Below are 14656 nucleotides of genomic sequence, written 5' to 3'. Positions count from 1 at the left end.
GGGTTCAGTGGCGCGTGCCGCCCATGACCGGGCCGTCCATGCTGTCGATCGGGAGGATCTCGACGTTCTTGCCGGTGCGGGGTGCGTGGATCATCTTGCCGTCGCCGATGTAGATACCCACGTGGTGCAGATCGGCGTAGAAGTAGACCAGGTCGCCGGGCTGGAGGTCGGCCCGGGCGATGCGCCGGCCGGCGTTCCACTGCGCCTGGGAGACCCGCGGGAGGGAGACCCCTGCCGCCTTCCACGCCGCGCCGGTCAGGCCGGAGCAGTCGAAGCCCGAAGGACCCGTGGCACCCCACACGTAGGGCTTGCCGAGCTGGGCGTAGGCGAACTTGAGCGCTTCCGCGGCACGACCCGTGACCGGGCCCTGATAGGCGGGCGCCGGCTCACTGCGACCACTGACCCGGGAGGCGCGGGCGGCGGCCTCCTGGGCGTTGACCTTGGCCCGGTCCGCCGCGCTGAGCTTGTTGAGCAGCGCCTGGGCCTGCGCGAGTTTGTTCTGGATCCCCTTCTTCTCCGCGGCCAGCGCGGCGTCGGTAACCTCCAGCTGGGCGAGGGAGGCGGCGGCTTCCGTGCGGTCCTGGTCAAGACGACGCTGCTCGCCCTGGAGTTGCTTCAGCAGTTCGGTCTGCGAGGTGGCCACCTGGCCCTGCATCGAGGCCTGGGTGAGGTAGGAGTCGGGGCTGGAACTGAACATGAGCTGGACCGCGGGGTCGACCCCACCGTTGCGGTACTGCTCGCCGGCCAGTACACCGAGTTCGGTCCTGAGCTCGTTCAGCCTGGTCTGCCCGTCGGCGACCCGCTCCTGTATCCGGTCGGCCCCGGTCCGGAGCTGTTGCTGCTTCTCCTTGAAGCCGTTGTACTTCTCGATCGACGCCTCGGCCTCCTCGTTCAGCGCGTCGACCCGGGCCTTGACCGCGTCGGGCGAGGGCGCCGGCTCGGCGTGGGCACTGACGGTGGAAGCCAGGGCCGCGGTGCCGGCCATCGCAGTCGTCAGGACGGCCATCCGGGCCCGACTCGGCGGGTTCGGCTTGCGGTGCGATCCCATCGTTCGGCGCGCTCCTCCGACGTGTGTGATGCGCCCGCGCGAGTGCGGGCGCAGAACCCGCCGCGGGCACGGCCCACAACAAGTGCGAATAAACTTAGTAGATTGGTGGGTGGGTTCCGCAACCCCCCGGACCTCGGCAGCACCGCCGGACGACCGCCGCGTCTCCCGGCATCCCACCGCAGGGACTTCGCGGTCTAGCATGGGGGGCTACCAACGGGATCCTCGGGGAAGTGGGCAGGCTGTGCGTCGGTTGGGTGACCTGGAGGCGGAGATCATGGACCGCCTGTGGACGTGGAACCGACCCGCCACGGTGCGGGAGGTCGTCGACGACATCAACCGGCAGCGCCCCGTCGCCTACACCACGGTGATGACCGTCGCCGACATCCTGCACGGGAAGGGCATCCTCACCCGCGAGAAGCAGGGCCGGGCCTGGCTCTACCGGCCGGCCCTCGGCCGCGAGGAGTACACCGCCGCGCTGATGCAGGAGGCGCTCGGCTCCAGCCGGGACCGCCCGGCGGCGCTGGCCCACTTCATCGAGGAGATCTCCTCCGACGAGCTTGAGGTGATCCGCGGCCTGCTCGACGCGAAACCGGTGCCGGACCAGCCGTGATCTCGGCCGCGCTCCTCGCCGCCTACACCCTGCTCGTCGGGCTGGGCGTCCCCCGACTGCTCCGACGGGCCCGATGGCCGTACCGCGCACCCGGGCTGGCCGTCGCCCTCTGGCTCGGCCTGATGGTGTCCTTCATCGCCTCCCTGGCCCTCGTGGTGCATCACCTCGTCGTGCCGGAGGTACACCTGCACCGGGGAGTGCTCCGGCTTCTCCACGCCTGCGGCATCGCCGGGGCGGCCGGCCGGGGGATCGCGGTCCACTCCGCGCAGATGGCCGCCCCACTGGTCGTCGCCCTGTGGCCGGTCGGCTGGTTCGCCGCCGTCGTGCTGCACGCAAGGCGTCACCGCCGCCGGCACGGCGCGATGCTCGATCTGGTGGCTCGGCGCGATCCCGGCCTCGCCGCCACCGTGCTGGACCACGGCACGCCCGCGGTCTACTGCCTGCCGGGGCGATCCCGCCGGATCGTCCTCACCAGCGGCGCCCTCAAGGCGCTCACCCCGCCCCAGCTCCAGGCCGTACTCGCCCACGAACGGGCCCACCTGAGCGGCCGCCACCACCTGGTCACCGGGGCCACCGGCGCGTTCACCCGCGCCTTTCCCGGCCTGCCGCTCGCGATCGGTGCCCGCGCCGAGATCGCCACCCTGCTGGAGATGGTGGCCGACGACCGCGCGGTCCTCGCCCACCCGCCGCGCACCCTGGCCGGCGCCATGTGCGAGGTCGCCGCCGGCCAGGTACCCGGCTTCGGCCTCGGCGCGAACGGCTCGGCGGTCGTCGCCCGGGTGACGCGCCTCCTGCACCCGGGCAAGCCCCCGCACCCGCTCGCCTGGACGTCCGTCGCGGCCCTCGCGCTCGCCGCGCCGATGATGCCGTTCCTGTTCGCCTGCTGTTCCATCGCCGGCTGAGCCACGCGCTCCCGGGCGTGCCGCACCTCACAACGGCGTGAGGGTGCCGGGCACACCACGCGATGACCGCGCTCCTCCGTTCAGAGGACTTCCGCGCCCGGCCCCGGGTCGAGCGAGGCTCCCGGAGCATCGCGAGCGCCCGCGACCGACGACGGAGGATCGCGCGCGAGGCCCCTCACCCGGACCGCCGGCCCCTCCTTGGCCGCCCTGTCCCCAGCCGCCGCCCCCACCGCCCTCGGCGGCAACGACACGCCCCCCGGGGCAGGCCCCGGGCGGCTCGCCACCGAGCAACCGGCCGACATCCGGGCCGCCGACCCCGGCGACCGCCTGCGCAGCCGTCCCGTCGCCCTCGGCGCCGAAGGAATCCCCCGCTATCCGCTAAGCTACTTAGTAGCACCCGGTGGTGCTCCTACCCCCCGGGGAGCACCACCGGCGTGTCGTCATATTCGCCGCCCGGTACGGGCGGGCAGGCCACAGGGGGGCGGGGCTCGTCGTCGATGACGACACCCTCACGAGCGACAGGCAGGCACTCCCGCGGCCGGCCGAGGGCCGCCGGGAGCCCGGTCAGGGCCACACCTCGGAGGAACGCCGCCCGCAGGACCCGCAGAAGGGCATGAGACCCGTCCACCGACCGACCTCGTGACCGGGCGGGGCGGGACGACGGACGCGACAGGCCGGGGCATACGGACCTGGCCCCGGTCCACTCCGCCCTCACCCCGCGGTCCGGGTGGGACAGCGTCCGGACTCGCGACGTGCCCCCTCTCCCTGCCCGCACACGCCGCACAAGGCACCGCGCCGACCCGAACGGAGTCCGATGTCCGACTCGACCACCGACCCACGCCGTCGCGCGACCGACCCGACGGTCCTGGCACTCGCCGCGATACCGGCGGTGGGGGCCGCACTCCTGTTCAGGATCCTCCTCCTGGACGGCGAGTCGTCGGACTACTTCTACTTCCTCGGCCCCTGGTACCGGTACATCGCGGAGAACGGCGGGTTCGCCGCCCTCAGCGACATGGAGTTCTCCGACTACAACGCCCCGTACCTCTACGTCATGGCCGCGCTGACCTATCTGCCGGTGCCGGCGCTGGCGAGCATCAAGTGGGCCTCGATCCTGTTCGACCTGGCGCTGGCGTCGTACACGTTCCGCATCGTCGCCCTGCGCCGGCCCCGGCGGCTCCGGCCCGCCCTCGGAGCGGCGGTGGTCGTTCTCCTCCTCCCCACCGTCGTCATCAACAGCGGTTGGTGGGGCCAGGCCGACGCGATCTTCACGACCTTCCTGGTCGGCGGCCTGTACCACCTGCTCCGGGACCGGCCCTGGTGGGCGGGCGCGTTCTTCGGGATCGCGCTGGCGTTCAAACTCCAGGCGGTCTTCCTCTTCCCCCTGCTGCTGATACTCGTCCTGGTGAAGCGGATCCCCTGGCCGAGCCTGCTGGCCGTTCCGGCGGTCTGCCTGGCGCTCGACATCCCCGCCCTCCTGCTCGGCGCCGACCCGTGGAAACTGCTGACGGTGTACACCCGGCAGACGGGCGCGTACACGCAACTCACGCTCAACGCGCCGTCCGTCTACCAGTTCGTCTCCGTGCCGCAGACCGCGGAGGGCGCCGTACGGAGCATCGGCGTCCTGATCGCGGGTGCGACGGTGCTGGTCCTGGTCGGGCTGGCCGTGCGGTCCGTCCGGCGGTCCGGCGGAGCGGTGGAGCGGGACGGACGACCGCGGCTCACCCACACCACGGTCCTCCTGCTGGCCACCACCTCCGCGATCGCGGTGCCGTTCCTGCTGCCGTCCATGCACGAGCGCTACTTCTACGTCGCCGACGTGCTCAGTGTGATCGTCGCCTCCCACCGCCCCCGTCGGCTCTGGCATCTACCGCTCCTGGTGCAGGCGTCGTCCCTCGGCAGCTACCTCACGTTCATCGCCCCCGCCGTGGCACCGTACCTGTCGATGCCGGCCCACGGCATGCTGATGCTGCTCGCCCTGCTCGCCGTACTCCGGTCCACCGCCGGGGAGTTGCGCGGAGCTCCGGCGCCGGACACCGTCCGATCCGTCGAGCCGGGAGGCCCCCGACCGGCTGCCCCGCGCATCCCGGAGCCACGGCAGGCCGGGTTGAGGCGGTAGCGGCCGGCGGGGCGTCACTCAGCACCAGGAGCACGATGTCGAAGCCCCTGTGAGGTACCCCGCGTACTGGACCTCCGGCAGCCCGCCGCAACCGTTCCAGGCGCGCGTACACCGTGCCGTAGGAGACGTTCTGGGCATCGAGGCGCGGTCGCGGCCGACGTCCACACCTGACCCGGGTCGGGTGTGACCCTCGTCACCATTGACCCCGGAAGCCGCGGCGACGCAGGATCGGCCGCACTCCCCGCACCGGCCCGGCACAGGTGCCACCTATCCGGGGAGTGAGAGCGAGGATCCGATGACGACGACCGCGCCCGAGCCTCCCGGTCCGACGACGGGAACCGGCGAGAACTGGCTCGCCCGGCTTGCACTCCGCTTCACGGCCTTCACCGAGAAATGGCTGCCCGACGCACTGGGCTTCGTCCTGGTGGGGACGTTCCTGATCTTCGCTCTCGGACTGGTGTCCGGGGAGGACCTGCTCGGTGTTCCGGACAAACCCGGGGCGACGAGCGGGTACGGCCTGGTCGACGCCTGGGGCCAGGGATTCTGGTCCCTCATCACCTTCACCCTGCAGATGGCCATGATCGTGATCGCCGGCTACGCGGTGGCGGCCTCCCCGCCGGTCGGGCGCCTGATCGCGCGGATGGCGGCGCTGCCCCGGACCCCGCGCGGCGCCGTCGCGTTCACCGCCGCCGTCGCCATGCTCACCTCCTACGCGAACTGGGCGTTCAGCCTGATCTTCACCGCGATCCTCGCCAAGGAGGTCGCCCGCCGGGTCCCCGGCGTGGACTACCGCGCACTCGGCGCGATGGCCTTCCTCGGCCTCGGCACGGTGTGGGCCCAGGGACTGTCCGGGTCGGCCGCGTTGCAGGTGGCCAGCGCCACGTCGAGCCCGGCGGCCGTGCAGAAGGTCATCGCCGAGGGCCGGGGCAGCGGGCTGATCCCCCTCACCGAGACCATCTTCCTGTGGCAGGGCGTCGTGGCCACGGCGGTCATCTTCGTCATCGGTGTGGGCATGGCCTGGTTCCTGGCCCCCTCACCGGAACGCGCGAAGACCGCGGAGCAGCTCGGCATCGACCTGGGACCCGGTCTCGACCGGCAGCGCCGCGACAGCCGGCGGACCAGGCCGGGCGAGTGGATCGAGTACAGCCCGGTCTTCACGGTCCTGCTGTTCGCGCTCGGGGCCTGGTACCTCGTCCGGCGCTTCGCGAACTCCGGTGGCAGCCCGCTCGACGCGCTCGACCTGAACACCATCAACCTGATCCTCATCCTGCTGGCGCTCGTCCTGCACTGGCGGCCGGCGAACCTCGCCCGCGCCGTCAAGGACGGCACGCCCGCGGTCTCCGGCATCCTGCTCCAGTTCCCGCTGTACGGCGGCATCTTCGGGATGATCGCCTACACCGGTCTGCACAAGACCATCGCCGGCTGGCTGGTGTCGGTGTCGAACGAGTTCTTCTACCCGGCCATGATCGCGGTCTACAGCTGCGTCCTCGGGGTGTTCGTGCCCAGCGGTGGCAGCAAGTGGGTGATCGAGGCCCCCTACGTCCTGGAGGCGGCCAACCAACTCCAGGTCAACCAGGGCTGGATGGTCGTCGTGTACGACCTCGGCGAGGCCAGTGCCAACCTGCTGCAACCGTTCTGGATGCTGCCCACGCTCGCCGTCCTGGGGCTCAAGGCGCGCGACATCATGGGGTACACGTTCGCCATGTTCCTCGCCCTCTTCCCCGCCGTGCTGGTGCTCGTCACCGTCTTCGCCCGCACGCTCCCCTTCCCCTGAGCTCCTGCCGAGGCACGGGCGTACCGGTGACCGACCGGCCTGCCGACGACCCTCACGACGGCCCCGTGTTCCGCTCAAGGAGCGCGCGGGATCCGTACGGGGGGCCGTCGGCAGACCGGTCGGCTCAGACCTGCCCGTCGGTGAGGTCGGCGCGGGTGGTGCGGAGTTTGGCGAGGACGCGGGCGACGTGGTTCTCGACGGTGCGGGTGGAGAGGAACAGGGCGGCGGCGATGTCCTTGTTGGTGGCGCCGGTGGTGAGGAGGTCGCGGATCTGTTCCTCGCGAGGGGAGAGCCGGTCGCCGTAGCCGGCCCGGCCGCGCGGGTTGGGGGTCTGCCGGCCGAGTTCGCGGAGCCCTCGGTGGCAGCGGGCCGCGTCGGAGGTGGCGCCGAGGCGCTCGAAGGCGGCGATCGGGCCGGTGAGGCGGGTCTCCGTCTCACCGGGGTCGGTGCGGGTGCGGGCGGCGCGTTCGGCGGCGAGGGCGGCCCGGTAGGGGCGGTCGATGTCGCTCCACCGCGCTGCGGCGAGGTCGAAGGCCGCCGTCGCGGCGTCCGGGTCGGTGCCGGCCAGCAACAGGCCACGGCAGTGGTGCTGTTCGGCGTCGGCGCCGGGCGCGTCGCGGCCTTCGGCGGCGGTGGCGTGGCGTTCGGTCAGGCCGCGGGCCTCGTCGGCGCGGTCGAGGGCGAGGAGGGTTTCGACGGCGGTGGGGACGAGGTCCCAGGCGTAGCCCCAGGCCTCCTTGCGGTCGAGGAACGTCAGGAAGTCGAGCGGGTCGGTCAGGGTCCGCCAGGCGGCCTGGGGGTCGCTGCGGGCGAGGTGGAGCCTGGCCCGGCCGGCGGCGGCGCCGAACAGGTCCAGGTGCAGTCCCCGCGTGAGCGCGGCGTCGAACACCGCGGCCGCCTGCGCGGTCAGACCCCGGGCGGCGGCGGTGAGACCCCGCACCGCCGCCAGCAACCCGCCGGACCGCAGGGGGTTGTCCGGGTGACGGTCGTGGAGGGCCGCCAGTCCGCGCTCGGCCTCGTCCCAGTGCCCGGAGTGCCAGTCGAGCACGACCCGGAAGGTGTCCAGGTAGGGGTCCAGCATGGGCAGGTGGGTGCGCGGTGCCATGGCCCGCAACTCCTCGACGGCGCCGGCGGACCACGTGTCGTGCCCGACGCAGAGCCAGGTCTCGGCGATGCTGCAGACGCTGAAGGCCGTGGCCTGGAGCACGGGCACCTCGCCGTCGCGGGGCAGCGCCGCCAGGACCTCCGGGAGGGCCGGGTCCGCCACCACGCCCCGCAGGAAGATTCCGGCGACGTCCATGATCGGCCGGGCGTTGCGGCTCTCGGCTCCGGCCAGCAGATCGTAGCCGCGCCGGACGAGGGCCCGCTGCTCGGCGAGCGTGAAACGGTCGGTCTGCGACAGGCCCAGGTAGCTCAGGATCCGGGCCGAGGTGACCGGGGTGCTGTCGCCCACCTCCGCCAGGGCGGTCACGATCTCCTGCTCGCCCGCCAGGTCTCCGACCTGGTAGATCAGCAGCCCGCCGAGGCTCGTCCTGATCCGGCCGCGCACCTCCTCGGGCAGACCGGCCACGGTCAGGATCCTGCGCAGGATCCTGACCGTGGTGGCGGCCTCGGTGCCGACCGAGGCCGTGTAGGAGAGCGCCCAGGCAGCATGGGCGAGCTCCCGCGGGGTGAGGTCGGGCTGGTCGATGATCTCGTTCAGCAGCGTGGCGGCGGTACCCGTGTCACCGACCGCGGTGGCCTGGTCGGCGGCGGCCCGGGCGCGGGGCAGCCAGGCCTTCCGGTCCCCCAGCGCACGGGTGTGGTGGGCGATCTGCACCAGCGGCGGCGGGTCCTGGGCCAGCAGCGTCTCCAGGACCCGCCGATGGGTCCGGTTGCGCACCGGCCCCGGGAGGGCGGCGTAGACCGCCTCCTGGGCCAGGACGTGCGCGAATCCGTAGGTGTCCGGACCGACCTGCCGCAGCACCGCGGCGTCGAGCGCCTCCACGAGTGCAGCGTCGCCCCGCTCCTCGTCCAGCCCGGCGGCTTCGGCGAGCAGCCCGGTCCCTGCCGGGACGGACAGCACGGCCGCGGCGTCGACCAGGGCCGCCGCGTCGGGGCCCAGCCGTCCGGTCCGGTCCGCCAGCACCTCGCCGAGGCTGCGGGGCACCCGCAGGACCGCCGTGTCCGCCCCGTCCGGTGACCGTGCGAGGGTGATCAGGTCCTCCTCGATCACCAGCGGCAGACCACCGCTGCGTTCCAGCAGGGTCCGCACCAGGGCCGGTGCCGGATCGCCGCCCAGCACCTCCCGCGCCATCGTCCTCAGCTCCGCCTCACCCAACGGACCGAGCCGGACCTCCGCCCCGCCCGTGCCCGGCGGACGCCTGAACGGCACCCCCAGCACCGGCCGCCCGCCCGGCAGCTCCTCCCCCCGGTAGGTGAGCACCAACGCGACGTCGCCCGGCATGTCCCGGGCCAGCAACAGCAGCAGCTCCCGGGTCGCCTCGTCCGCCCAGTGCACGTCCTCCACCACCAGGACCGCCGGCGCCACCGCCTCCAGCACCGTCCGCACCGCCGAGACCACCCAGAACCGTCCGGCTCCGGACACCGAGACCTCCGGCGGCAGCGCGGGCGGCGGCTCGGGCAGCGCACCGGCGAGGTCCGGCAGCAGCGGCGCCAGCACGCCCGCCGAGGCACCCAGCCGCCCCACCGGCGGCAACCACGGCCCGACCCGGCGCAGCGCGTCGATCACCGGGCCGTACGCCAGCGGCTCCCGCAACGGATGACACCCGCCGACCAGCACCCGCAGACCCTGCGCGCGCAGCACCGCCGACGCCTCCGCGACCAGCCGCGACTTGCCGATCCCCGCCTCGCCCTCCACCAGCACCACCGCCGGACGCAGCCCGGACACCGCGGAGAGCAGCGCCCGCAGCTCGCCGTCCCGGCCCGCGAACGCGACGCCGTGCACGCCGAGGAGGGCCGTGCCGTCACCGAGGTCGTCCACAACCGGCTCCCGTCCTGCCCGCGGCCTTCCCGGGCGGGAAGGATCTCGGTCTCTGCGTCCACGGTAGCCATCCCGGCGCGGGTCGGCGGAGCGGGGGCGCGGCCGCACGGGGACGCCCGGTCCGCCGAACCGGCGGCCGGGCTTCGAGGCCGGGCGCGGCCGAGGGGCCGCGCCCGGGTGTGGGGATCCGGTCAGGAGGGGGTGTGCGAGTGGGAGGCGCTGGGTGTGGTGCGGCCGCCGGCAGGTGCGTCGGTTCTGGGCGGGGGGATGGCCGGGGTGGTGGTTTCCGGGGCGGTGTGGGCCGTGGGGGCGGTCTGGGAAATGTCTGCGGGGGTGTCGGGTGCGGGGTCGGGCGGGGTGTCCTCGTGCAGGGCCCTGGTCTCGGCCTTCAGGATGCGCAGGGACTTGCCGAGCCCGCGCGCGGCCTCGGGGAGCTTCTTCGAGCCGAAGAGCAGCACGATCACGGCGAGCACGACGATGAGGTGCCAGGGTTCCAGGCCGTTGCGGAGCATGGGGGTCTCTCCTTGACTGTCGATCCGGAGGGTCCGGGTGGTCGGCGCGGGACCGCGGTCGCCCCGCGATCCCGCGCCGACCGGGGTGTCAGGCGCGGGTGAGCTCGGTGATGATGTGCGTCTGCGTGTGCAGCACCGCACCGTCCCGGTTGATCCACTTGGCGGTGAGCGCGGCCGGCGTCACGGTGGTGTCGGCCGTCAGCTCAGGTACGGCTCTCAGTAACCGAGTTGGGCCGCGGTGAGCACGAGGGGGCCGATGACGGCCTTACCGGCTGCGTTGATCCAGGTGGCGGTCAGCTTCGCCTGCGTGGCGGTGCTGGTGTCGGCCTCCAGCTTGAGGAAGGTACGGGGTTCGGCGACCTTGTCCACGAGACCGACAGGGGGGGTGCCCACGTGGTGCACGTCGGCGGCCGTCTTGTCGTGCAGCGGGCTGACGACGAACTCCCACAGGTCATAACCGACGTTCGGGTCCCCGTGGTTCTTCAGGGTGCGGGAGACGTGGATGTCCCCGCTGAGCAGGACGCAGCCCTTGATGTTGTTGTCCCTGATGTGCTTGAACAACTCGGCCCGCTCGGCCTGGTAGGTGAACCAGTCGTCGCTCTCGGGGCCGGCCTTGTCGTACCAGGTCATTCCCGAAGCGAGGACCTTGAACTTGGCGGTGCTCGCCTTCAGCTTCCCGAACAGCCAGTCCTTCTGGACGCTCCCCATGCAGACCCGCGGGTTCGAACCCGAGTTGGAGAACCACCGCGGGTCGATGAGGAACACCTCGACCGGGCCGCGCCGGAAGGACGTGTAGATGCCCTCACCGGGACCCCGGCCGGTCACCGCCTGGGTCCCGTTGGTGGCGTGACCGAAGGAGGCGTTGGCGCGGTAGTCGACGAACACCTGGCGGAACAGGTCCTTCTTCACGAAGGTGCCGTCGGAGCCGTTGGCGCCGTAGTCGTGGTCGTCCCACGTCCCCCAGACCGGCATCGACCTGACCAGGTTGTCGATTCCGGGCGCGGCCAGGAACTCCCGGTGGGTCCTGCGCGCCTTGGTCAGGACCTCGGTGTCCGTGGGGGGAGTGCCGCCCTTGAAGCTGAGCCCCCGGTCGGCGTACGGGGTGTCGCCGAGCATGACGAAGCCCTCGCAGCCGTTCTCGATGATCCGCGCCCACACGGGGTTCGAGATGCTGTGTGCGCAGGAGCCCACGCCCAGGGTGACCTTGGTGGCCGCGGTCGCCACCGGCGCGGTCCTGAACTTCCCGGTCAGCGGGACGGAAGGGGCGTCGGGGGTCGTACAGGTGATGGTGAAGGTGTAGTCCGTGTCCGGCGTCAGACCCGTCACGTCGAACAGAACGGTCTCGTCGTTGGCGGCCGTGACGGTCCGGTCGGCGGGTTGGTTCACGGCCCCGCCGCTCACCTGGCACTTCCAGGTCGGGTAGGCCGTCCGGTTCACACCCGGCCGTGCCCAGATCCGGGCCGTGGTCTCGTCCACGTCGCCGACGAGCGGACCCGCCTTGGGCGACGGGGTGGTGGACACGCCGGGCGCGCTCGAAGCCCGCACCTTCTGCACGTATCCCGTCAGGGCGTTGAAGAACGTGTGGCTGTCCTCGACGGCGGCGGCGGACTCGACCGGCGTGGTGCCGTCCGCCGCGTAGCACTTGTCGATGGTGAGGCTGGAGACCAGATATCTGCCCTTCTCGTGTCTGCCCTCCACCAGGGCCGCCGGGAAGCCCGTCGTCCCCGGCACGCAGGACAGGAGCACGCGCATCTCGGCCCAGGCCCCCAGCGACTCCCAACTGGTCCAGAGCTTCTTCTCGTATCCCCCGTCGCTGCGCCGGGTCCGCCGGCCGGTGAGCACCTGGCCACTGGTGGCCGCTGCCGTGGACACCGCCAGAGGCTTCACCAGCGGGTGGTTGGTGTCCACCGGGTAGATCGTGTTGGAGTCGTAGTCGGTGCGCACCGCGTGCATCGGGACCGCGTCGTACTGGTAATCGAAGACCGGCAGGTAGGGAACGCCGGAACCGGGCCGGTCGGGCTGGGCGAGGTCGAGGACCACTCCGCCGGCCTTGACGAAGTCCTGCAGCGACGCGCGCTGACCCGTCTCGAAGGTGGAGTACGAGGACAGGGTGCCGGCGAAGCTGCCGAAGGCGACCAGGGCCACCTCCTGCACACCGTTCGCGGTCGCCGCGACCGCCGCGACCGCCGGGGGCTGCGGGGACGGCGCGGCCTGGTAGCGCACTCCCTGGTTCGGGTTCAGGGTGATCACGGCGAAACCGGCGTTCTCCAGCAGCGTCCTCAGCCCGCGGGCGTTGGTCTCCGCATCGGTTTCGTCCAGAACCGCCGCCACCAGCCCCGACCAGGCGCCGGAGTGCGCCGCCGCGGTGGTGCCGGTCATGGTGGTACCGGCGGTGGCCATCACCGCGCCGGCGCCCAGCAGCTGTACGACCCTCCGGCGGCTGATCTCGGAGGGGGTGTGGGAAGAGTCGTCCATGGTCTTCTCCTGAGGGGGTGTGTCAACCGGTGCCGTCGAACCACGGCCCGGCAAGGGCGTGGTCCAGCGGGGGTGGGGTGGGTACGGGGGACCCGATCGGTGGGGTCGACGGTGTGTGGCACGTGGGGCGGCCGTCGGCGCCGGGGTGGGGGCGTCACGGGTCGGCCGGACGAAGGTCTGCAGCCGCTCGGGTGGCCGGTGCCGTTCAGGCAAGAACCGGCGAAACCGGTCGGGGTGACTGAGTCGAACTACAGCGCCAGCGAAACCGCACTGTCAATACTCGCGCGCACGGATATCCGTGCGCGGAATCGGGGACGGGGATTCTCTTCAAGATCCGGGGGACGGGCGGGAGGGCCGGGTCGCGGCTTCGGCCCCCGGCCCGGCCCGGGGCGATTCCTCCCGACGGCGGGGGCGCTCCCCTCGAGTCCGCGACGAGGCGCCGGGTGGGCGCGTATCCACCGGTCACCGACCGGCGCCATCACCCCGGGACCGAACGGACGGGGTGAAGTGCCTCCGCGTCCGGGGGAATTGGGGCCGGCGGCCCGCCCGGACCGACCGGCGACCTCCGGCGGATCCGGAGCCGCGCGATCGTCCCGAGACCTCTCACGTCGAATCTCCTGACCGGGTGTCAGGTATCGTCCCGGTCGATCCGGACAGGGCGTTACGGATCGGAAATTCGCGGGACACAATCCGGACTTACCACGCCGCTACGGGCACGGATCGCGGCCCATACGATTCCGTTATCCACCCCATCAGCATTTCGGGCCTTGCCACCGTACTCCCCCGCGCCAACCATCGGATCCCGCGCTCCCGGGACGGGGGCGTAGCGCGATGCCGTCGCCCCGGACCCGGGCCACCGCTCTCGTCGGGACGGGACGCAGGTGCGCTCCGCCCGCGCGGCGGCGGCACTGCACACCACCCCCAGGACCACCCGGAGGCAGGGCCGCCATGACCGTCACCCGTTCACACCCCGAACACGTCCGCCCCGCACCGGACCGTGACCGCGCCACCACCACGGTGCGGGGCACACCCGCCGAACAGCGCGGCGCCCTTCCCCGTGCACCGGGACAGGAGGCTCCGCGAGGGCGTCCCGCTGCCGGGACGAGTGTCGTCGCCCTGGACGTCGGCGCGCGCTACATCACCGGGACCGTGATGACCGGCGACGGCCGGGTGCGGGAGTCCGAGCGCTGGTACACCAGGCCCCACCGGGGCCCGGACGCCGTGCTCGACACCCTGCTCGGCTGCGCGAGCGACCTCGCCGCGCTGGCCGGCCGCCGGGGAATGCCGGTGGTGGCGGCCGGCCTCGTGGTCGGCGGATCCGTCGACCGGATCACGGGCGCCGCCACGGTGCCCCGACTGGGCTGGGCGGGCACGCCGTTGCGCTGCTGGCTGGAGGAGCACCTCGACGTGCCTGTCGCCCTCGGGCACGCGGGGCACGCCGGCGCCGTCGCCGAGGGGAGGCTCGGAGCCGGCCGCGGGTGCGACGCGTTCGTGTTCGTGGCATCGGGTGATCCGGTCCTGGCCGCGGTGCTGCGCGGAGGACGGCCCGCGGGGTCGGCGGCCTTCGTCCCGGACGGGGATGCGTTGGACGACCGGACCGTGACGCTGCGGAGTGCGGACAGCAGGGCGCTCGCCGAGCTGATCCTCTCCGCCGAGGTCGAGCGGGTGGTCGTCGGCGGACCGCTGCCGGCGGCGGACACGGCCCTGCGGCAGGAGATCGGCTCCAGCCTCCGGAGGAACCACCGGCGCGGGCCGCGCCCGGAGGTGGTCGTGGGACGGGTGGGTGGCAGGGCGGCCTGTCTGGGGGCCGCCATGTTGGCCCAGGAGCTGGCCGGGAGCCACTGACCGCGCTCCCCTCCCCGCCCCGTCCACACACCGCGCACCGCGCACCGCGCACCGCGCACCGGGCTGATCCGCGCCTTCACCGGATCGTTGCCAAAGAGTTCTCAAAGCCCGTCTCAAGCTGCCGTAAAGCAGCGGTCCGCGCTTATGGCCCGGATAACCGGATCGGGGGTTCCTCCCGGCCCGGCCACGCCACCACCCTTGCGTTACCAACAGATACGAGCCACGTAAACGACATGCTAAGGAGCCCCCCGTGACCACCGGGAATTTCACCGTCAACGGCAGGACGTACGCCAGGCCCGCAAACCCGGTCGTCGTCATCTGCATCGACGGCAGCGAGCCGGACTACCACATCGAGGCGATGGCGGCCGGTCGGATGCCCTGGCTGAGCAAG

Annotated in this window: 9 protein-coding genes; 5 read left to right on the top strand and 4 right to left on the bottom strand. The window is 72.6% G+C overall.

Annotated features, from left to right (window positions below; all coding sequences use genetic code 11):
* Positions 1-4: 4 nt before the first annotated feature.
* Positions 5-1048 carry a C40 family peptidase gene (locus PUR61_RS18215; RefSeq protein ID WP_329879956.1) on the bottom strand — a complete coding sequence of 348 codons (1044 nt, stop codon included), beginning with the start codon at positions 1046-1048 and terminating at the stop codon, positions 5-7.
* A gap of 241 nt (positions 1049-1289) precedes the next feature.
* Here PUR61_RS18215 and PUR61_RS18210 point away from each other — a divergent pair, with 241 nt between their 5' ends.
* The 4 genes from PUR61_RS18210 to PUR61_RS18195 all read left to right on the top strand — a co-directional run bounded on the left by PUR61_RS18210 (position 1290) and on the right by PUR61_RS18195 (position 6450).
* Positions 1290-1658, top strand: coding sequence for a BlaI/MecI/CopY family transcriptional regulator (locus PUR61_RS18210; protein WP_329879955.1), 369 nt, complete (start codon positions 1290-1292; stop codon positions 1656-1658).
* Positions 1655-2560, top strand: coding sequence for a M56 family metallopeptidase (locus tag PUR61_RS18205; protein ID WP_329879953.1), 906 nt, complete (start codon positions 1655-1657; stop codon positions 2558-2560). Before PUR61_RS18210 ends, PUR61_RS18205 begins: the two co-directional genes overlap by 4 nt.
* A gap of 814 nt (positions 2561-3374) precedes the next feature.
* A complete protein-coding gene (locus PUR61_RS18200; protein WP_329879951.1) occupies positions 3375-4676 on the top strand; it encodes a glycosyltransferase 87 family protein in 1302 nt (433 codons plus the stop codon).
* Between the two features lie 295 nt (positions 4677-4971).
* On the top strand, positions 4972-6450 hold the full coding sequence (locus tag PUR61_RS18195; protein ID WP_329879949.1) for a short-chain fatty acid transporter: 1479 nt from the start codon (positions 4972-4974) through the stop codon (positions 6448-6450).
* 124 nt (positions 6451-6574) lie between these two features.
* Here the strand turns inward: PUR61_RS18195 and PUR61_RS18190 are convergent, their stop codons facing one another.
* From PUR61_RS18190 to PUR61_RS18180, 3 genes are all read right to left on the bottom strand, one after another.
* On the bottom strand, positions 6575-9433 hold the full coding sequence (locus PUR61_RS18190; protein ID WP_329879948.1) for an ATP-binding protein: 2859 nt from the start codon (positions 9431-9433) through the stop codon (positions 6575-6577).
* A 191-nt stretch (positions 9434-9624) separates the two neighbouring features.
* Positions 9625-9945 (bottom strand): Sec-independent protein translocase subunit TatA, encoded by a 321-nt coding sequence (gene tatA, locus PUR61_RS18185; RefSeq protein WP_329879946.1) that lies wholly within the window; start codon positions 9943-9945, stop codon positions 9625-9627.
* Between the two features lie 216 nt (positions 9946-10161).
* Positions 10162-12420: an alkaline phosphatase D family protein gene (locus PUR61_RS18180; protein ID WP_329879944.1), complete on the bottom strand. Its 2259-nt coding sequence runs from the start codon at positions 12418-12420 to the stop codon at positions 10162-10164.
* A 948-nt stretch (positions 12421-13368) separates the two neighbouring features.
* Between PUR61_RS18180 and PUR61_RS18175 the strand changes: the two genes are divergently transcribed.
* Positions 13369-14265 (top strand): ROK family protein, encoded by an 897-nt coding sequence (locus PUR61_RS18175; RefSeq protein ID WP_329879943.1) that lies wholly within the window; start codon positions 13369-13371, stop codon positions 14263-14265.
* The last annotated feature ends 391 nt before the right edge of the window (positions 14266-14656 follow it).

It is taken from the genome of Streptomyces sp. BE20 (assembly GCF_036322525.1).
In the GTDB taxonomy this organism is placed as follows: Bacteria; Actinomycetota; Actinomycetes; order Streptomycetales; family Streptomycetaceae; genus Kitasatospora.
This window is presented reverse-complemented; position numbering and strand designations above follow the sequence as displayed.

Coding starts and splice junctions, on each gene's coding strand:
- PUR61_RS18215 (WP_329879956.1), bottom strand. CDS start 1,048: ATGGGATCGCACCGCAAGCCGAACCCGCCGAGTCGGGCCCGGATGGCC.
- PUR61_RS18200 (WP_329879951.1), top strand. CDS start 3,375: ATGTCCGACTCGACCACCGACCCACGCCGTCGCGCGACCGACCCGACG.
- PUR61_RS18180 (WP_329879944.1), bottom strand. CDS start 12,420: ATGGACGACTCTTCCCACACCCCCTCCGAGATCAGCCGCCGGAGGGTC.
- PUR61_RS18195 (WP_329879949.1), top strand. CDS start 4,972: ATGACGACGACCGCGCCCGAGCCTCCCGGTCCGACGACGGGAACCGGC.
- tatA (WP_329879946.1), bottom strand. CDS start 9,945: ATGCTCCGCAACGGCCTGGAACCCTGGCACCTCATCGTCGTGCTCGCC.
- PUR61_RS18175 (WP_329879943.1), top strand. CDS start 13,369: ATGACCGTCACCCGTTCACACCCCGAACACGTCCGCCCCGCACCGGAC.